Consider the following 18798-nt stretch of genomic DNA (forward strand, 5'->3'; position numbering starts at 1 on the left):
GGTCCGTGGCGCCGGTAGGTAAACAGGTCCGATACATGGCAATGTGGAGCCATGTCCGAGCTCTTTGAAGACTACGCAACCGTCGCACGACGCACCGTCGCTTACGACGAGATGTTCGACGACGCCAATCAACCGCGCTCTGAATACAGACCCGTGGCTGCCGCCCTTGAAGAGCTCAACCTGGCCGATGTGACCGCCCGGGCGGACTCGATGGCGCGGACGTTCCTCGATCGCGGAGTCACCTTCGATTTTGCGGGGGAGGAGCGACCCTTCCCGCTTGATATCGTGCCTCGCGTCATAGCTGGTTCCGACTGGGACTCACTTGAACGCGGCGTGACGCAGCGGGTGCACGCACTCGAAGCCTTCCTCAACGACATCTACGACAAGATGAGCGTCGTGACCGACGGCGTCATTCCCCGCCGCCTGATCACTTCCTCGGCGCACTTCCACCGGGAGGTGGCCGGCTTCGATCCGGCCGGAGGGGTGCGCGTGCATATTTCCGGAATCGACGTGGTGCGGGACGCCGAAGGCACTTTCCGCGTCCTCGAGGACAATGTGAGGGTCCCCAGCGGCGTCAGCTACGTGCTGGAGAACCGCCGGGCCATGGCAAAGGGGCTGCCCGAGGCCTTCGGCCAGCAGCACATCCGTCCGGTCGAGGAATACCCGCGCCGTCTGCTTGCAGCGCTGCGAAAAACAGCGCCGCCCGGAGCGGAGGACCCCACCGTCGTCGTGCTCACGCCCGGCGTGTTCAACTCGGCGTACTTCGAACACACCCTGCTCGCCGGGCTTATGGGCGTGGAGCTCGTCGAGGGCCGGGACCTCATCTGCCGGAGCAACCGGGTTTACATGCGGACTACGGCTGGGGAACAGCGCGTCGATGTGATTTACAAGCGCATCGACGATGAATTTCTCGACCCGCTGCAGTTCCGGGCAGATTCGGTGCTCGGTTGTCCCGGGATCGTCAACGCGGCGCGGGCAGGCACTGTGACCATCGCTAACGCGGTAGGAAACGGTGTGGCCGATGACAAGCTCGTTTACACATACGTGCCGGACCTGATCCGCTACTACCTCAATGAGGAGCCGATCATCGCCAACGTTGACACCTTCCGGCTGGAGGAACCTGTTGCCCGGGAAGAAGTGCTGGACCGGCTCGACGAGCTGGTGGTGAAGCCCGTGGACGGATCGGGCGGCAAGGGTCTGGTGATTGGTCCTGATGCGACGGCGGACGAGCTTGCCGCACTCCGGAACCGGATTCTGGCCGATCCCCGGGGCTGGATTGCGCAGCCTGTCCTGCAGCTCTCCACCGTGCCCACAATGTCCGGCGGTCAGTTCGGTCCCCGCCATGTTGACCTTCGTCCGTTTGCCGTGAATGACGGTGAGAACGTGTGGGTCCTGCCCGGCGGGTTGACCCGGGTAGCCATGAAGGAGGGCTCACTGATCGTGAACTCCAGCCAGGGAGGCGGATCGAAGGATACCTGGGTGGTCGACGGCCAGTCAGACAGCGCGCCTGTCCGTCCCGAAGCCGCTCCGGTGACCGAGCGGGTCAGTGTGTGGCCCGTTGAGACGGGGTGGCGGGACCGGCAACCCGAACAACAGCAACAGCAGTTGCATGAGCAACATCAGAACAGCGGTGAAGGAGAGGTGCACAACAATGCTTAGCCGGATTGCCGAGTCGCTGTTCTGGATCGGCAGGTACGTTGAGCGGGCTGACGGCACAGCCCGTATCCTCGATGTTCACCTTGAACGGCTGAACCAGATGCCTCGTCCCGTTCAGCGGGACGTCTCGCGGCAGCTGCTCGGAGTTATGGGCAGCAAACCTGAGTCTGGTGACTTCGGCCTGCCTGATCTCATCGAGGCACTAGCCTTCGATCGCAGCAGCGCTACTTCCATCGCCGGAGCCCTCGGCGCTGCACGGGAGAACGCGCGTCGGGCCCGGGAAACGGTGTCCGGAAGCGTGTGGGAGGGGCTCAACACCACCTGGTACGGGCTTACGCAGCATCGGAAAGACGTAGTCGGGACCTACCGCTTCTGCCACTGGGTCATCGAACGCACCGCTATGGTGCGCGGTCTCTCGGACACCACCATGAGCCACGATGAGAGCTGGCAGTTCCTGGTGCTCGGGCGCAGTCTTGAACGGGCAGACATGACTGCCCGGATGCTCTCCACGCGTGACGTTCACGCATCCGGCCTGTCGTGGGTGAACATGCTCCGCTGCGCCGGCGCGTACGAGTCGTTCCTGAGAACCCGGCGCGCATCCTTCGGCGAACAGCACGCGGCTCAGTTCCTCCTGCTGGACCGGCTGTTTCCGCGTTCGATCGTCTACGCCCTGAGTGATGCCGAGAAGTGCCTCGCGAACCTGAACCCGGCCTACCAGCGCGTCGGCTTCATCAATGACGCCAGCAGGATCGTGGGCCAGGCCCGCACCTTCCTTGAGTTCCATCAGACGGACGACCTCATGCTGGAGCTGCCCGAGCATATGGAAAGAGTCCAGAAGGCGTGTGCGCGTGCCTCTGATGCCGTCTCACGCACCTATTTCTCGCAGGCAGCGGAACTGTCCTGGGTAGGGGAGGTCTCATGAGCCGCTTGCTGATTGAACACCGGACCGGCTACGACTATCTGCGCCGTGTGTCGCTGTCCTACAACGAAGCGCGCATGACCCCGCTGACAGATTCTCAGCAGGTGGTGCTCGAATCAACGGTCACCCTCAATCCGTCCGGTGCATCAATGGCCACCTACCGTGACTACTGGGGTACCCGTGTGACGTCATTCGACGTCCACGTGCCCCACGACCGGCTGGAAGTATCGGCGCGGACCCTCGTGGAAGTCAGCCGCACTGAACGCATTCCAGCTCCGGAGGAAGTCGTGAGCTGGCAGCACCTGCGCTCCGACGAAGTTGTGAACGATTACGCTGACTGGCTTCCGGACACGCCTCTGACGGAACCCGATGCTGAAATCCGCTCGCTGGTCCGGGATGTCATCGGCGGCGAGGACCCCCATGCCGCCGCGCACTCCGTTTTTGACTGGCTCAAGGGCGAGATGAAGTACGTGCAGGGCGTTACAGGTGTGCAGTCCAACGCCCGTGATGCCTGGTCCGAGCGCCAGGGGGTTTGTCAGGACCTTGCTCACGTCGCGATCGGCGCACTGCGCAGCCTCGGTATTCCCGCCCGGTACATCTCGGGATACCTGCACCCTCGCAGGACGGCGGCAGTCGGTGAGGCGGTGGCGGGACAGTCCCATGCCTGGGTCGAGTGGTGGGACGGCGAGTGGCGCGGCTGGGACCCGACCAACAGCGGCCCCGTCAGCGACTTCCATGTGTCTGTGGCGCGGGGCCGTGACTACCGCGATGTCTCGCCTCTGAAGGGCATCCTCTCGGGCGGCGGTGGGTCCTCACTCAACGTGACGGTGGAAATCACCCGCGTAGCCTGACGGTGGGCTGCGGGGTAAACGGACCGCGGCCCACCGCCGCGCTGCGCAATCTCCCGTTACCCCTCGACTACCTGCCCCTTGCTGAGAATTGTCAGTCCGGACTCCGTCACCGTGAATCCGCGGCTGATATCCAGTTCGCGGTCCACGCCGATCTTGGCACCGGGGGGAATGTGGACGTTCTTGTCGATAATCGCCTTCCGGACAACCGCTCCTGAACCAATCGCCACGTGATCGAGCAGGACGGAGCCCGTCACATCGGCTCCCTCGTCGACGAAAACGTCCGTGGCCAGGACCGATCCCTGCACCGCACCACCGGAAATGACGACGCCGTTCGAAACGATCGAATCGTGCGCGACACCTGAAACGCCGCTCGCGCTCCGGACAAACTTGGCGGGCGGGGAAATGCTCTGCCGGGTGTAGATCGGCCACTCGAGGTTGTACAGATTGAACAACGGGAGCGGGGTGATGAGATCCATGGTGGCGTCATAGTAGGAATCCAGCGTGCCGACATCGCGCCAGTACTGGCTGTCCCGATCGGTCGATCCGGGAATCTCGTTGGTGGTGAAGTCATACACAGCGGCATCTCCACGCTCCACGAAGTGGGGGATGATGTCCCCGCCCATGTCGTGTTTGGTGTTGAGGCGTGCGGCGTCAACCTCGAGGGCTTCGATCAGGGCGTCCGTATTGAAGACGTAGTTGCCCATGGACGCCAGGAAGCTGTTGGGGTCATCGGGAAGTCCGGGCGTTGTCTCGGGCTTCTCGACGAAAGCCGAGATGCGGCCGGGATCATTGGAATCGACTTCGATGACGCCGAACTGGTTAGCGAGATGAAGCGGCTGCCGCACAGCTGCGACGCTCACCGACGCCCCGCTGCGCTGATGCGCTTGCACCATCTGCTCGAAGTCCATCCGGTAGACGTGGTCCGCTCCGATGACGACGACGATGTCCGGCCGCGCGTCATGGATCAGGTTGAGAGACTGGTAAATGGCGTTGGCACTGCCCAGGAACCAGCTCTTGCCGCGCCGCTGCTGCGCGGGCACGGAGGCGATGTACTGCTGCAACTGGGTGGACATGCGCCAGGTCTCGGAAATGTGCCGGTCCAGGCTGTGCGACTTGTACTGGGTGAGCACCACAATCTGGAGATAGCCGGAGTTGACCACATTGGACAGCGCGAAATCGATGAGCCGGTAACTGCCGGCAAAAGGAACCGCAGGTTTGGCCCGGTCCGCCGTGAGCGGCATGAGCCGCTTTCCTTCGCCGCCTGCCAGTACCACCGCAAGCACTTTCTTGACTGCCACGGGTAACCCCTTCCGCTCGTCCTTGAGTATGACCACGTTCGACTCACACTAGAGGACTCGCCCGCCCTGCACTACGTTGTAATTGTGCGAATAGACATTGTGACAAAGGAGTTCCCGCCCGAGATCTACGGCGGCGCAGGCGTTCACGTAGCGGAATTAGCTCGCGTGCTCGCCGGGCGCGTCGATTTAGCCGTGCACTGTTTCGGCGCAGAACGTCCAGCGGACTATCACGGCGCCCGCGTGAGCACCTACGGCGTCCCTGACGGGCTGACGGATGCAAATGCCGCGGTGCAGACCCTGGGCACGGATCTGTCCATCCTGCAGGGCATCAGCGGTTCGGACCTGGTGCACTCCCACACCTGGTATGCCAATATGGCGGGCCACCTCGCCTCGCTCCTGCACGGCATCCCGCATGTGCTCAGTGCACACAGCCTGGAACCGTTGCGTCCGTGGAAGGCCGAGCAGCTCGGCGGCGGTTATGCGCTTTCGTCCTGGGTGGAGAAAACAGCATATGAGTCTGCTGCGGCGGTGATCGCGGTCTCCGACGGCATGCGTCAGGACATTCTGCGCTGCTACCCGGAGGTTGATCCTGCCCGAGTGCAGGTTGTGCACAACGGGATTGACACCAAAGCGTGGACTGCAGACGGCAATGACGACGCCGTCCGTGCGCTGGGAATCGACCCAGACCGTCCCAGCGTGGTTTTCGTGGGCAGGAACACCCGTCAGAAGGGTGTTCCGTACCTGCTGCGGGCTGCGGCGAAGCTGTCAGCAGACGTGCAGTTGGTGCTGTGCCTGGGAGCGGCAGATACGCCGGAACTTGCCGCCGAAACCGCCCGCCTGATCGACGATCTGCGTGCGCAGCGCGGCTCAGTGATCCTGATTGAGCGGATGCTCCCGCGGAATGAGCTGGTCCAGGTACTCAGCCACGCAACCGTCTTCGCCTGCCCCTCAATCTATGAGCCGCTCGGCATTGTGAACCTTGAGGCGATGGCGTGCGGTGCTGCCGTGGTAGCGAGCGCAACGGGCGGCATCCCCGAAGTGGTGGAGGACGGCGTGACTGGCGTACTCGTGCCCCTCGAGCAGGTTCAGGACGGAACAGGAACCCCACTTGATCCGGAGGGGTTCGTGGATGATTTTGCGCAGGCAATCAACGCGCTGGTTTCCGATCCGGAACGCGCCCGCGCCATGGGAGGGCGCGGACGCATCCGGGCGGAGGAGCACTTCTCTTGGGACTCCATTGCAGAGTCCACCCTGAGTGTTTACCGATCGGTTCTCTAGCGCGTTTGAGCTTTGCGCGCGATCAGGATCTTCTCTTCCAGCGGCGCATCATCGCTGGCTCGCTGGATCCGTGCGTAGGCGCGGGATTCCTCCTGCCGCTCACGCTCGGCTCCCGTCGCGATGGCCGCCCGCAGATGCTCAGGGCCGTAACCGAACGCGTCGACCAGGTCGACGGCGTGCGGCCGCAGCTTCAGGAGCAGCCGGTTGATGTACGGGCCGAGGGTGCGGGCGCGCTGGGCTGACAGCCGGCCGTTCATCAGGTACCAGCCGAGGTTGTCCTCGATGAGGCACAGCCCAAACAGGTCACGGAGCCAGGTGAGTACCTGCCGCGTTCCTGCATCCTCGGTCTTGGCGAGCGCCGCTGTGAACGCCTCCCACTGCAGAAGTTCGGCGTGCGCGCGCGCAGCCTGTATCAGTTCCTGCTGATGCTGGTTAAAGATTTTGGCAGCTTTCGCCGGCGAAAGCTTGCGCGCGCCCCGGAGCTCTCCGGCGAGTTCGCCGACCATAGTGTCAACGCGACCGCACAGCAGCTCGTGCTGTGTTCCCTCGTCCCTCAGGGCAATGGCGGATTTTCGCTCCGAACCGGTGTCAACGACCGTCTGCAGCACTCGCCGCAGACCTGTTCGGTGAAGGGTCCGGTCTGCTGCCTGAGTTGCGACGAAGCGCGCGAGGACCCCAAAGTCAACTCCCTGGAATTCCTTGGCATAGTCAGCGAGGAGCCGCTTGGCCACGAGTTGCAGGAGCACGTTGTTGTCGCCCTCGAAGGTGGTGTAGACATCGAGGTCTGCCCGCAGCGAGGTGTATCGATTTTCGGTCAGGAAGCCTGCACCTCCGCTGGCTTCCCGGCATTCCTGCAGCGTGTCCAGTGCGTGCCAGGTGGAGAGCGGCTTCAACGCTGCAGCGAGGGTTTCCAGGTCCTGGCGGTCTTCGTCGGTGTCATGTTCACCGGAGAACACACCGTCGAACTTCGCCAGCAGCTCCTCGTGTGCAAAGGATGCGGCATAGGTGGTTGCCAGGCGGGGGAAGAGCCGACGCTGGTGCAGCTGATAGTCGAGGAGTACTTCCTCGGACAACTCGGAGGTAGTGCTGAACTGGCGCCGTTCCACCGAATACTGGATCGCGGTCTTCATGGCCAGCTTGCTGGCGGCTACGGCAGCGCCGTCGAGTGAAACGCGACCCTGAACGAGGGTTCCGAGCATGGTGAAGAAGCGGCGGCCTGGAGATTCGATGGGCGAGGTGTAGGTTCCGTCCGCTGCGACATTCCCATAGCGGTTCAGGAGGTTCTCCCTGGGAACCCGCACCTGCGTGAAGTGCAGCCGTCCGTTGTCTATGCCATTCAGACCGCCCTTCAGCCCATCGTCCTCGCCGCCGATCCCGTCCAGAAAGTTTCCCTTCTCATCCCGCAGGGGAACGTACAGGGCGTGCACGCCGTGATTTACTCCGCGGGTGATCAGTTGTGCGAAGACAACTGCTGCTTTTCCATCGCTGGCCGCGTTGCCGATGTAGTCCTTCCACGCTGCACGGAACGGCGTATGGAGAATGAACTCTTCGCTCTCCGGGTGGAAGGTGGCAGTGGTGGCGATGCTGGAGACATCTGATCCGTGCCCGGTCTCCGTCATGGCGAAGCACCCGGGTATTTCCATGTTCATGATGCCTGGGAGCCACCGATGGTGGTGATCCTCGGTTCCGAGGTGCAGCACTGCGGCCCCGAACAGACCCCACTGGACACCTGCCTTGATCTGGAGAGAGGGGTCGGCAACCACCAGTTCTTCGAAGCCGGCGACATTGCCTCCGTGGTCATCCGACCCGCCCAACTCCGTTGGGAACGCCCGGTGCACCGCTTTGTTCTGAACCAGAAGGTGAAGTTGGTCCAGACAGCGTGCGCGGTGCTCCGCACAGGATGCGCCCTCAGCCTTGTGCAGCGCCGGATCGGCTGCGAGCGCGCGTGCAGCGCGGCGGGAGTCGGCCCACCGGCCGAGCAACTGCTCGCCCAACGCTGCAACGTTAACGACGGCGGCGTCGTCGTCGTGGATTGGAAGGGTCGCGGGGACCGAGAATTCGGGACGCGTTGCGGTCTGGGTCATGATTCGTCCTTCGAACGTGGATTGCGGCGGGAGGTATGGGCAAGGGGTGCGCTCGGCACGGCGGCAGCGATGCCATCAAAGAGCCAGGCAGTAATGGAGTCTGCGAGGTCAGGCTCAGTGGGCCGGGCCGGGCCGGGAGGCGTCGACAACCATTGTTCGCCCGCGGCACGGACCATTCCGATGGCGGCGCGGGGCCAAAGAGCCAGCGGTTGTGGAATAGCCGCCGCCCGCGGTTCTTGGGCGAGGTATTCCTCCATGGGGCTGGCGAGCATGACCGAGATGGCGTCGAAGAAGGAGCTGAGCGTGGGCGACGCGTCCAACGTCGACGCTGAATCCGGTGTTGGCTGGGTCACGAAAACATAGACGCTCGGCGAGGATGAAGCCATCTGCAGGTACGCGGAAACCATTGCCCGCAGACCGTCCCTCGGCGTGCTGGCCTTCCGCGCGGCTTCGATGAGCTGTTCCTGCATGCGACCCACCACGACCTCGCCCATTGCGCGCTGCAGACCTGCTTTATCTCCGAAATAACGGTAGAAGACGGATTTTGAGGTATCCGCCGCCGAAGCGATGTCCTCCATGGAAGCGCCCGGACCGATCCTGTGGACTGCCTTGCGCGCAGTCCTGATCAGCTCCGCGCGGCGGGCTTCGCGATGTTTTGACCACCTGCTGGAACGTCCGTCCGCGGTGGGGCGTCTCAGGGGCGCCATGATCTGATTCACGATACCCAGCGTATCAGGTACGCTGGGTATCGATAACTGAGGTGTTGCCCGCGAGAGATCAGAGGTTTGATCCTGCAGCCGCTTCCACCCTTCAAGTCCAAGGAGCAGCAGTGAGTACTCTTCCCGACCAGCAGAACGCCGCACCCCAGAGCAGCAGTGGTCAACGCGGCGCGCGGAGCGCCGTCGTGATTGGAGGCAATCGCATCCCATTTGCCCGCTCGGGTGGACCATACGCGCAGGCGTCCAATCAGGAGATGCTGACGGCCGCTCTGGACGGCTTGGTGGCGCGTTTTGGGCTACAGGGGGAGCGAGTCGGAGAGGTTGCTGCAGGCGCCGTCCTCAAGCACTCCCGGGACTTCAACCTGACCCGCGAGGCGGTGCTGGGATCAGCCCTCGCCGCAGACACGCCAGCTTATGACGTGCAGCAAGCGTGCGCCACCGGCCTCGAGACGGTGATTGGGCTCTCCAACAAGATCAAGCTCGGACAAATCGAATCAGGCATTGCCGGTGGAGTCGATTCGGCTTCAGACGCGCCCGTAGCGGTGAGCGAGGGCCTGCGGCGGGTATTGCTTGAGCTTGCGCGCGCACGGTCTACCCCGCAAAAACTTGCTGCACTGCGTAAACTTCGTCCCGTCGATCTCAAGCCGAATGCCCCGACAACGGCGGAACCCCGCACCGGCCTGTCCATGGGGGAGCACCAGGCAATCACCACCTCGCGCTGGAACATCAGCAGGCGGGCCCAGGACGAGTTGGCGCTGGCAAGCCACGCCAACATGGCCGCTGCCTATGACCGCGGGTTCTTCGACGACCTCGTCACGCCCTTCCGCGGGGTCTCGAGGGACGGAAACCTGCGCGCTGACACCTCCCTTGAAAAGCTGGGATCGCTCAAGCCGGTATTCGGCCGGAACCTGACCGGCGAGGCCACCATGACCGCCGGTAATTCCACCCCGCTGACAGATGGTGCGGCGGCGGTACTCCTGGGCTCCGAGGATTATGCGCGCAAACACAATCTGCCCATGCTGGCGAACGTTGTGGACGCTGAAGCGGCCGCCGTTGACTTTGTGCACGGTAAGGAGGGGCTCCTGATGGCGCCGGTCTACGCAATGCCGCGCCTGCTGCAACGCAACGACATGACGTTCGAGGACTTCGACTTCTTCGAAATTCACGAGGCCTTCGCCAGCACCGTGCTGAGCAGCCTCGCCGCCTGGGAGGACGAGGATTTCTGCCGCACCCAGCTCGGTCTTTCCGGTGCGCTCGGAACAGTGGACCGCACCAAACTCAACGTCAACGGTTCTTCGCTGGCCGCGGGTCATCCGTTCGCAGCGACCGGAGCACGCATTGTCGCTTCGCTGGCTAAGTCCCTCGCCGAGAAGGGCTCGGGACGCGGTCTGATCTCGGTCTGTGCTGCCGGGGGCCAAGGCGTCGTGGCTATTCTGGAGGCGCGCCGACCATGACGGACACCTATCTCAACCTGGTCAACGCCCAGCCTCTCAGCAGGATCGCGAAGGCCGCCGGCCTGCCGCGGCCGGTCCCGCTCCGCCGTTACGCTCCAGATGCGCCGCTCGTGCCGGGACCGGTTTTGGTGCTGGGCCGCTCCCGCAGCACGCAGGACATGGCTGCAACACTGCTCGAGTGGAACCTGGACGTCCGTCGGCACCTCCGGCCAAAGGAGAAGTTCGGTGCGGCCGTCGTTGTGCTTGATGATTTAGCACACCCCGGCGAGCTGTCGGAGGTCTTCCTCGAACTTGGCCACGGACTGCGGAACCTGCTTCCAGGCGGGCGCATCGTCACAATCTCCCGGCCGGTCACCTCCGAAATCTCCCCCCAGACCGCTGCCGCCCGGCAGGCCGTCGACGGGACGCTGCGCAGTCTGGCGAAGGAACTGCGGGGAGGAGCGACCGCTAACGGGATCCTCCTTGGTGAGGGTGTGAATACAGGCGCACCGAGCGTCCGAGGGACACTCGAGTTCCTGCTCTCCGGCAAAAGCGCCTATGTGGATGGGCAATTCATCGCAGTAGGGTCGGATCACGGCGCGCCGCCCAGGTCCGCAGAACTGCCGCTCGCCGGCCGCACGGCTGTAGTGACCGGGGCCGCACGCGGGATTGGTGCGGAGATTGTCCGTGTCCTCCGACGCGACGGTGCGCACATCATCGCCGTGGACGTACCGGCGGCGGGGGAGCAGTTGGCGCAGGTAGCCAACCACGCCGGCGGCACTGCCCTGCAGGTTGATGTCACCGCTCCTGACGCCGCCGAGCGAATCCTTCGGCATGCTGCCACCCGGTACGGCGGACTCGACATCATGGTACATAACGCAGGCATCACCAGAGACCGGCTGCTCGCCAACATGGACCAGGCTCGATGGAGCTCCGTGCTCGCTGTCAATGTTGAGTCCCAGCTCCGCATCAATGAAAAGTTGCTCAGTTCGGACCACTTCAACAGCAACGGCAGCATTGTGTGTCTGGCCTCCACCAGCGGGATCGCCGGCAATCGGGGCCAGACAAACTATGCAGCGTCCAAGGCAGGCGTGATCGGCATGGTTCGCGCCACTGCCGATGCCCTGGTGGGCTCCGGGCGCACCATCAACGCCGTCGCACCGGGATTCATCGAGACGGACATGACGGCGAGAATTCCCTTCGCCACCCGCGAGGTGGCACGGCGCCTGAGCAGCCTGCAGCAGGGTGGGCTCCCCCTGGACGTAGCCGAAGCGGTCTCATTCCTCGCCTCGACCAATGCCGCCGGCATCAACGGTCAGGTCCTGCGTGTCTGCGGACAGAACCTGGTAGGTGCCTGATGGATCGCCGCTTCGACGCTCCTCCGAAGCTGCCGACGCTCTACGCTGCGGCGCTGGCGCGTCAGGCAAGGAACGCGCTGCGCAGGCCCGCGCCGGCGGACCTGTTGCCGACAGAGCGACACAGGGTTGACAACATCACGGCCACGCAGGAGAAGCTTGACGCTTTCCAGCGCCTGATGGGCCGCCCACAAGCAGAGTTCCTCCCTTCGGGATATCTCCACACCCTCGCGTTCCCGGTGGCGGTCAGCGTTCTTGCCAGGCCGGACTTTCCGCTTCCGCTGCTCGGTATGATCCACCTCAGTAACGAGATCCACCACCTGCGTCCGATTTCGCTCAGCGAACGCCTGAGTGTCACCGCCTGGGTCGAAAATCTGTTGCCGCATCGCAGCGGCACCCAGGTGGACGTCTTGGTTGACATCGAGACTGACTCCGAATCCGTCTGGAGAGGCAGGTCCACCTATCTGGCGAAGGGCGTCAAAGCGAACGGTCCGGTGGGTACGGCCCTGCCGTCCGCGGGCGACCGCCAACCCGAACAGCTACCGGAATATCACACCCGCCAGTGGGCACTGGCGAGCGACATCGGGCGGCGTTACGCGAGCGTCTCGGGTGACTACAACCCTATCCATCTGAGTGGGATCTCGGCGCGGGCAAGTGGTATGAAGCGGCCTATTGCCCATGGCATGTACCTGGCCTCGCGCATGGCGGCAGAAATGGGCCCTGGGGACGCAACACCCTTCCGCTGGACAGTTGAGTTCAGGGCTCCGGTCACCCTGCCCTCAAGGGTATTCCTGTCGGCGGGCATGGACAGGTCAGTAACGGCCCAGTGGCAAGGGGCCGAAGTGACCGCCTGGGATCCGCGTCGTCGTCGTAAGCATTTTTCCGGTCGAATGGAAAGGCTGGGAGACAGCGCAGGCGAGGAATAATTGCATGACCCTCCTTCAATGTCCAGAGGGACGGCCTGATTCGCCATCAGTTTCAACCCAGATGGTCTCCTGGTCTGTGATCGGCCTTTCGAACAGTGCAGACTCCAGAAGTCAGCTACCGCTGACGGTTCACCACTGATCGAAACGAGGAATTTCGTGAATTCACGAGGTTTGAAGGCAGCCGTTCTCGCAGCATCGACGCTGATGGCTACGGCACTGATGACCGGCGGGCCGGCCCAGGCCGCTCCGCAGACGCCGCTGAAGGCGCCGGCGGCCACCATCTCCCATGCACAGACCGACTCCCAGGATGCGCTTGAGGCGTACTGGACTCCGGAGCGGATGAAGAACGCAAAGCCAGGCAACACCATCAACTCACAGGGCTGGGGGGAGCAGGGCCGCTCCATCATGCCGAAGGCAGGCGCGGATGCCCTTGCCGCACCACAGCCCAAGGCAGCACCGGTCAAGCGCGCAGGTAGCCCTGCACCGGTGTCGCATATCGGGAAGGTCTTCTTCACGCTCGGCGGCCAGAACTACGTCTGCTCGGCGAATTCGGTTCAGAGCTTCAATCAAAGCACCGTTGCCACCGCCGGGCACTGCACCTATGACATCAATGCCGGCTGGGCAAGCAAGTTCGTGTTCGTGCCCGCCTACAGCAATGGGTCTGCTCCATACGGCATGTGGTCGGCAACGTCGCTGCATTCCACCAGCGAATGGATCTCCCGCAACGACATCAGCTACGACGGCGCCTTCGCCGTTGTAGCGCCTTTGAACGGGCGCACGCTGGCCGCCACCGTGGGTGCGTCGAGGATCGGCTTCAACCTCGCCCGCGGTCTCACCTACACCGCCTACGGTTATCCCGCAGCTGCTCCCTTCAACGGGGAATCCCTGAAGAACTGCTATGGTACCGCCTCACGCGACCGGATCGGCGGCACACAGTCCCAGGGCATCCCGTGTGACATGACCGGCGGGTCTTCCGGCGGGCCCTGGTTCATCGGATCGGGCTCGTCCGGCACACAGAACTCCGTGAACAGCTTCGGCTACAACACCCAGAAGAACGTCATGTACGGACCGTACTTCGGAAGCTCCATCCAGAGCGCGTACACCAACGCGTCCAACCGCTAGCGCACAACGCTTACCGGTCCGGAAAGGCCGGCTCCACCTCAGGCGGTGGGGCCGGCTTTCGCGTCACCGGTGAGCCGGTGTTGCGCACCTACACTGATTGGATGACGAACGACTCCCTGCTTGCCCGTGCCCGCATTCTTGATGCGGAGGACCCCCTGGCCTCCTGCCGCGCGCTATTTGAAGGCCACGACGACGATGCTATTGCGGCCTATCTGGACGGAAATTCGCTCGGGCGCCCGCTGAGGGCAACCACGGAGCACCTACCTGAGTTTGTTCGGAAACAGTGGGGAGGCAGGCTCATCCGTGGCTGGGACGAGGAGTGGCTGGAGCTTCCCCAGAGCGTAGGGGACCGCATCGGGCGGGTTGTGCTAGGTGCGGCGGACGGCCAGTGTGTCGTCGCCGATTCCACGAGCGTCCTGCTGTACAAGGTCATTCGAGCAGCACTCGCCGCTCGCCCTGGCCGGACCGGCATAGTGATCGAACGGGGTAACTTCCCCACTGACCGGTTCATCGTCGAAGGAATCGCGGCCGACCGCGGACTGGCGGTTCACTGGGTGGAGGCAGAATACGACGCAGGTCCCACCCCCGAGGAAGTGGCAGGCGCACTCGGCCCGGACACCGCCGTCGTCGTCCTCAGCCATGTTGCCTACCGGTCGGCCCACATCGCCGACATGGAAGCGATCACCCGGCTTGTGCACGAAACTGGAGCGCTGATTGTGTGGGACCTAAGCCATTCCGTGGGGTCGGTGCCTGTGCGGTTGGACGCCTGTGGGGCGGACTTCGCGGTCGGTTGCAGCTACAAATACCTCAACGGCGGGCCTGGTGCACCTGCCTGGGCTTACGTGGCCCGGCGGCACCTCGCTGATCTCGTCCAGCCCATTCAGGGCTGGCTGGGAAGTGCCGATCCGTTCGGGATGGGTTCGAGCTACCAGCCCGCGGATGGAATCCGCCGCATGATCTCGGGGACGCCACCGATCCTCGGGATGCTTGCGCTGCAGGACATGCTCGACCTCATCGAGGGTGTGGGTATCGAAGCCGTTCGAGCCAAATCGGTGAAGCTGACCTCCTTCGCCATCGAAGCAGTCGACGAACTGATGGGTCCAGCCGGAGTGAATGTTGCATCGCCCCGTGATGCTGCGCAGCGCGGCAGCCACATAACCATTGACCATGAGTCTTTCAGAACGGTGCTGCCGGGGCTGTGGAAGGACGGCGTCATTCCCGATTTCCGCAACCCCGATGGACTCCGTCTGGGCCTGTCCCCGCTGTCCACCTCATTCGAAGAGACGTTGATGGGTATCCGCGCGATCGCGGACCGGCTTCCCGCGAACGTACTCGATTAAACTCTTGGGCCATGCTCGTGTTAGAGTTTTTCTCGCTGCTTTCGAGGGTTTTGAGTCTCGAAATCACCACCTGCGCGGGTGGCGGAATGGCAGACGCGCTAGCTTGAGGTGCTAGTCCTCTTATTGAGGGTGGGGGTTCAAGTCCCCCTCCGCGCACAAGAAAAACCCCGGTTCGCCGGGGTTTTTTTGTTCCCTCAACCACGCGAAGTGCGTTTTCGACCACGCGAACACGAAAATGCGCCACCTGTCGCGGTTCGGTTCGCATAGTACTTGTATGGGAAATATCGAAAAGAGGCACCGCAAAAACGGTGAAACGGCGTTCATCCTTCGATGGATGGACAAGCAGACGAGAGAACGGAAATCGCACAAGTTCGACAACGAACATGACGCACGACGTATGCTCCTCGTACTCGAGGCGCATGCGCATGACACGGAACGAGCGGTTGAGAACGTGCGCAAGCACTACGAAGCCGTGTACACCGTGTCCGATATGGTCGAGGACCATATCGAGTTGCTTACCGACGCAAACGGCTACACCGTCCACAAGTACAGCGCCATGCAGCGCAACCACATTGATTCGACCATTGGTAGCGCTAGCGCCGTCGAAGCGGACTATCGTGACGTGGTCCGGTGGGTGAAGGAATTGCAGCGGAAGGGGCTTGCTCCGAAGACCATAGCGAACGTCCACGGACTCCTGTCAGCTTCGTTCAAATCGGCCGTGAGGCTGAAGAAAAGGGCGGACAATCCTTGCCAGGGTGTCACCTTGCCGCGGGACAACAGAACTGAAGAGACCATCTCGTTCCTCACTCGCAAGGAGTGGGAGCTACTGCAGAGCCACATAGAAGACCACTACCGGCCTCTATTTACCTTCCTAGCCGCCACAGGAACGAGGTTTGGAGAAGCTACTGCGTTGTATGCTCGTGACTTCACGGATGTCGATAACGGTGTCGCCTCTTTCTCGATTGTCCGCGCTTGGACGTACGACGACGACAACCGGCCTATTCTTGGGCCGCCCAAGACACGCAAATCAAAGAGGACGATCACTATAGCGAGCGAAACGGTCAACACTGTGGCCGAGTCTCTCCTGCGATCCCGGGCAACCGGTAACCACCTGTTTAGCAACTCGACCGGAGGGCCGATTGACCATCGACGCGCTTGGGAGTCCTGGGATCGTACAGTGAAGGCCGCGCAACAGGACGGACTGCTGAAGAGACCCCGTATCCACGACCTTCGCCACTCCAACGCATCTTGGTTGCTTCAAGCTGGACTCGACATCTATAAACTCCAGATGCACTTGGGCCACGAAAGCATAACGACGACCATCGATCGGTACTCGCACCTTCTTCCCGAGGGCGCCGCTGAAATCGCTGCTGCGATGCAGCGCGCGTTCGCGAGTTGAAGGTGAGTGGAGTTTCGGGGGGTGGATCTGCAGGCGAGAGGCTGAGGAAAGCTACGTCTCTGGGCGAAGGAGCGCTGAAGCATGTGTGATCAATTCAAACAACAGACGCGTCCGGGCCGAAAAAGCAAGGGTGACCGCAGGCTTATCGGTTTTCGACTGGCGACTTCTCAGGCCGATAAAGTGATCGAGATCGCCCACGCCGAGGGGTATCGCTATGTAAGCGACTGGGTAGCTGCCGTAGTAGAGGATCGCATCGCCAACACCGAGCTAGCACGAACTGACAAGTCCGCTGGCACCGCGCAAGACGCGCGTGACTGTGCTGAGCTGCGTCCGCTCGAAGGTGCGGAAAGTGCACACAGCAAATCAGAACACGGGTAAGCAGCATAGGGGCAGCAGAGCAGACATTGTCTTCTTCTGCCGGCTGTTCGGTTGATCTCGTCTTGAGCCATTCGGTCACTTCCAATTCCGCGCCTCGGGAACAGATATTTGCGCCGCCTCTCATCTGCCCACGTCAGACCGCCATTGCAGGACTAATAGGGAAGGTGCGGGAATGAGTGCTGTAAACAGGGGGTCGCCGGTTCGAATCCGGCAGGGGGCTCCGCCAAACCCGTTCGGACTAGGCCAAACACCAGTCAGGAGGGGTATCACGCCTTCCGGCCCAGCTATGGATCGAGAATAAGATCAAGAATTGATCGTGGCCTTGATCGAAGAATGACCTCCGACGGGCGCGCCGCCGGCAAAAAGCAGCCATGAGGGGAACCTTTGCATGGCAGGCCGATCCTTCGGAGGATCGCCCGGAGACACTACTCACACGTAAAGCCGTTACTGCTTGGCTTGGCCTCAGTCCGAAGGCGTTGGCCAACGGGTCATCGCTGGGTCTAGGCCCCCAGTACGTCAAGTTCCCATGTGGCAGCCTCCGGTACGAACGCGCCGCGTTGAAGTGTGGATCGAGTCCCATCGGCAGGTGGCGTGATGGGGCGAGCCCGAATTGAACTTGGCGAGTACGGCGCCGTGGGTTTCTCTCAAAAAGGACGTAAAAGGGAACTATCGCGCGTGGGCGACGGTCCGCGGGTGGAACGGGAAAACCCGCATGTTGACAGTTCATGCTTCGACTGTCGGAAGAGCCCGGGCAAAGATGCTCCTCAAAGCGGAGGCATGGCAGAGGGGCAATGACACGTTGGGTACCGACCCAACCATCACGAAGTTCCTTCGCTGGCTGGACTCGCGCATTGTTAGCGATTCAGCGACGAAGGGTGAGATCTCTTCGCAGACCCGGTCGAATTATGCCTACAACATCGAGAAGTACATCGTCCCGGAAATCGGCCAGATGAAAGTAAAGGCACTGCGCGCTTCAGCGGCTGAGCAATTTCTCGCTGGCTTGGTAGTAGCTGGAAGCGGGCATTCCAACGCCCGGATCTGCAAGACGATACTTACTCAACCATTCCAGCGTGCCTTAGTAGACGAGATCATCGGTGCTAATCCCATCGCCACCGCAAAACTCCCGAAGACGCGACGAAAACATCTGCGCGCGCAAGTGCCGCTGAGCGTACTGACAAACTGGCCGGGGTCAGGGTTGGCAGGGGCGAAGGCCAAGGCCGATCTCGAATAGGCCTTCGGCCGGGTCAAGGCGATCCCCGCCGCGGACGCACCGGTGGACCGTCGGAGCGCCTGGCTGAACCGGGCGGCTCGGGCTCTCGCCGTTGCTGAGCCAAATGCTTTACTGGATGAGGGCGCCGAACCTGTTATAGCCGGGCGGCGGGAACCTCTGCCAGGAGCCATCGAAGTGCTTGTAGGTCATGCCCATACCGCCGCCGCTGAACTCGTATCCTGTATCGACCTTCGGCGGCGGTTTATATGACGGCAGGATTCCACCAGCCCACTTCGCCAGATCTACGGCGGTCACAATCGCGTCGTACGCCTCTAAGGCGAACCAGGCGCCCCTGACGTACGGATTGTTTTTGGCGATCCACTTCGCGCCGTCCCATGCGATTCGCAGCCCTTTGAAGGTGAAATCCTTCGCCGGTTTAGGCACTTCCGGCCTTGCGGTCGCCGGCAGGGTGGTTCGCCAGGGTCCGGGATGCCGGGTGGGCGCCGATGGAGTCGGCCCCTGCGGTACCGGGACGGTCGGTGAGGGCTGCCAAGTTGTCCTCGCGCTTTCACGGTTAGCTGCCGATTCGGCTAAATCGGCAGCCGTTATCACTGGGGGTGGCGGCGGTTGTGGTGGTATCGGATTCTCCCACTGTTCGCTGAGCCACGTCGGAATATGAATCTCACGCGGAGGAGGAACATAAGGCGTCGTCATGGCAAACCTCCAATCGCGGTGAACAATCGTGCGCCCTGCGCGCTTCATTCGCGAGAGCGAAACACCATCAACCTTCTCCATGCCATCCTCAACCACATAGCTTTAGGGCACCACTC

Annotated in this window: 16 protein-coding genes and 1 tRNA gene; 13 read left to right on the forward strand and 4 right to left on the reverse strand. The window is 62.5% G+C overall.

Going from position 1 to position 18798, the window contains the following annotated elements; genetic code table 11:
* Positions 1 to 51 precede the first annotated feature (51 nt).
* From ASH00_RS09080 to ASH00_RS09090, 3 genes are read left to right on the forward strand one after another with little or no spacing between them, the layout of a single operon-like run.
* Complete coding sequence (locus ASH00_RS09080) at positions 52 to 1659, forward strand: circularly permuted type 2 ATP-grasp protein (protein ID WP_056547636.1); 1608 nt, start codon at positions 52 to 54, stop codon at positions 1657 to 1659.
* A complete protein-coding gene (locus ASH00_RS09085) occupies positions 1652 to 2578 on the forward strand; it encodes an alpha-E domain-containing protein (RefSeq protein WP_056547639.1) in 927 nt (308 codons plus the stop codon). Before ASH00_RS09080 ends, ASH00_RS09085 begins: the two co-directional genes overlap by 8 nt.
* On the forward strand, positions 2575 to 3426 hold the full coding sequence (locus tag ASH00_RS09090) for a transglutaminase family protein (RefSeq protein ID WP_056547640.1): 852 nt from the start codon (positions 2575 to 2577) through the stop codon (positions 3424 to 3426). The genes ASH00_RS09085 and ASH00_RS09090 overlap by 4 nt, the downstream gene beginning before the upstream one ends.
* 56 nt (positions 3427 to 3482) lie before the next feature.
* Here the strand turns inward: ASH00_RS09090 and glgC are convergent, their stop codons facing one another.
* Positions 3483 to 4724, reverse strand: a complete 1242-nt coding sequence (gene glgC / locus ASH00_RS09095) for a glucose-1-phosphate adenylyltransferase (protein ID WP_235563243.1) — start codon at positions 4722 to 4724, stop codon at positions 3483 to 3485.
* A gap of 84 nt (positions 4725 to 4808) precedes the next feature.
* On the opposite strand from glgC, the gene glgA reads away from it, so the two are divergent.
* Positions 4809 to 6002, forward strand: coding sequence for a glycogen synthase (gene glgA / locus ASH00_RS09100; RefSeq protein WP_056547644.1), 1194 nt, complete (start codon positions 4809 to 4811; stop codon positions 6000 to 6002).
* Here the strand turns inward: glgA and ASH00_RS09105 are convergent.
* Positions 5999 to 8086: an acyl-CoA dehydrogenase family protein gene (locus ASH00_RS09105; RefSeq protein WP_056547647.1), complete on the reverse strand. Its 2088-nt coding sequence runs from the start codon at positions 8084 to 8086 to the stop codon at positions 5999 to 6001. The two genes, glgA and ASH00_RS09105, sit on opposite strands and share 4 nt — an antisense overlap.
* On the reverse strand, positions 8083 to 8793 hold the full coding sequence (locus tag ASH00_RS09110) for a TetR/AcrR family transcriptional regulator (RefSeq protein WP_056547650.1): 711 nt from the start codon (positions 8791 to 8793) through the stop codon (positions 8083 to 8085). Before ASH00_RS09110 ends, ASH00_RS09105 begins: the two co-directional genes overlap by 4 nt.
* A gap of 122 nt (positions 8794 to 8915) precedes the next feature.
* Between ASH00_RS09110 and ASH00_RS09115 the strand changes: the two genes are divergently transcribed.
* The 9 genes from ASH00_RS09115 to ASH00_RS09150 all read left to right on the forward strand — a co-directional run bounded on the left by ASH00_RS09115 (position 8916) and on the right by ASH00_RS09150 (position 17989).
* Positions 8916 to 10259 carry an acetyl-CoA C-acetyltransferase gene (locus tag ASH00_RS09115; protein WP_056547654.1) on the forward strand — a complete coding sequence of 448 codons (1344 nt, stop codon included), beginning with the start codon at positions 8916 to 8918 and terminating at the stop codon, positions 10257 to 10259.
* Complete coding sequence (locus tag ASH00_RS09120; RefSeq protein WP_056547656.1) at positions 10256 to 11596, forward strand: 3-oxoacyl-ACP reductase; 1341 nt, start codon at positions 10256 to 10258, stop codon at positions 11594 to 11596. Before ASH00_RS09115 ends, ASH00_RS09120 begins: the two co-directional genes overlap by 4 nt.
* On the forward strand, positions 11596 to 12519 hold the full coding sequence (locus tag ASH00_RS09125; RefSeq protein WP_056547658.1) for a MaoC family dehydratase: 924 nt from the start codon (positions 11596 to 11598) through the stop codon (positions 12517 to 12519). The genes ASH00_RS09120 and ASH00_RS09125 overlap by 1 nt, the downstream gene beginning before the upstream one ends.
* A gap of 156 nt (positions 12520 to 12675) precedes the next feature.
* The gene (locus tag ASH00_RS09130) at positions 12676 to 13641 is read left to right on the forward strand and encodes a trypsin-like serine peptidase (RefSeq protein ID WP_235563244.1); all 966 of its coding nucleotides are present in this window, start codon (positions 12676 to 12678) and stop codon (positions 13639 to 13641) included.
* Positions 13642 to 13742: 101 nt separating this feature from the next.
* Positions 13743 to 14981 (forward strand): kynureninase, encoded by a 1239-nt coding sequence (locus ASH00_RS09135; protein ID WP_056547661.1) that lies wholly within the window; start codon positions 13743 to 13745, stop codon positions 14979 to 14981.
* Positions 14982 to 15053: 72 nt separating this feature from the next.
* Positions 15054 to 15137 (forward strand) — tRNA-Leu (locus ASH00_RS09140).
* A gap of 118 nt (positions 15138 to 15255) precedes the next feature.
* Positions 15256 to 16380, forward strand: coding sequence for a tyrosine-type recombinase/integrase (locus tag ASH00_RS16420; RefSeq protein ID WP_162252850.1), 1125 nt, complete (start codon positions 15256 to 15258; stop codon positions 16378 to 16380).
* Positions 16381 to 16461: 81 nt separating this feature from the next.
* Entirely contained in the window at positions 16462 to 16758 is a 297-nt protein-coding gene (locus tag ASH00_RS16875) for a hypothetical protein (protein WP_056547664.1), read from the forward strand.
* A 757-nt stretch (positions 16759 to 17515) separates the two neighbouring features.
* Complete coding sequence (locus ASH00_RS09150; RefSeq protein WP_235563245.1) at positions 17516 to 17989, forward strand: hypothetical protein; 474 nt, start codon at positions 17516 to 17518, stop codon at positions 17987 to 17989.
* A 108-nt stretch (positions 17990 to 18097) separates the two neighbouring features.
* On the opposite strand, the gene ASH00_RS16670 is transcribed toward ASH00_RS09150, so the two are convergent.
* Positions 18098 to 18763: a hypothetical protein gene (locus tag ASH00_RS16670; RefSeq protein ID WP_157359066.1), complete on the reverse strand. Its 666-nt coding sequence runs from the start codon at positions 18761 to 18763 to the stop codon at positions 18098 to 18100.
* Between the last annotated feature and the right edge of the window lie 35 nt (positions 18764 to 18798).

The sequence above is a fragment of the Arthrobacter sp. Soil782 genome (assembly GCF_001428435.1).
Classification (GTDB): Bacteria; Actinomycetota; Actinomycetes; order Actinomycetales; family Micrococcaceae; genus Arthrobacter_D; species Arthrobacter_D parietis.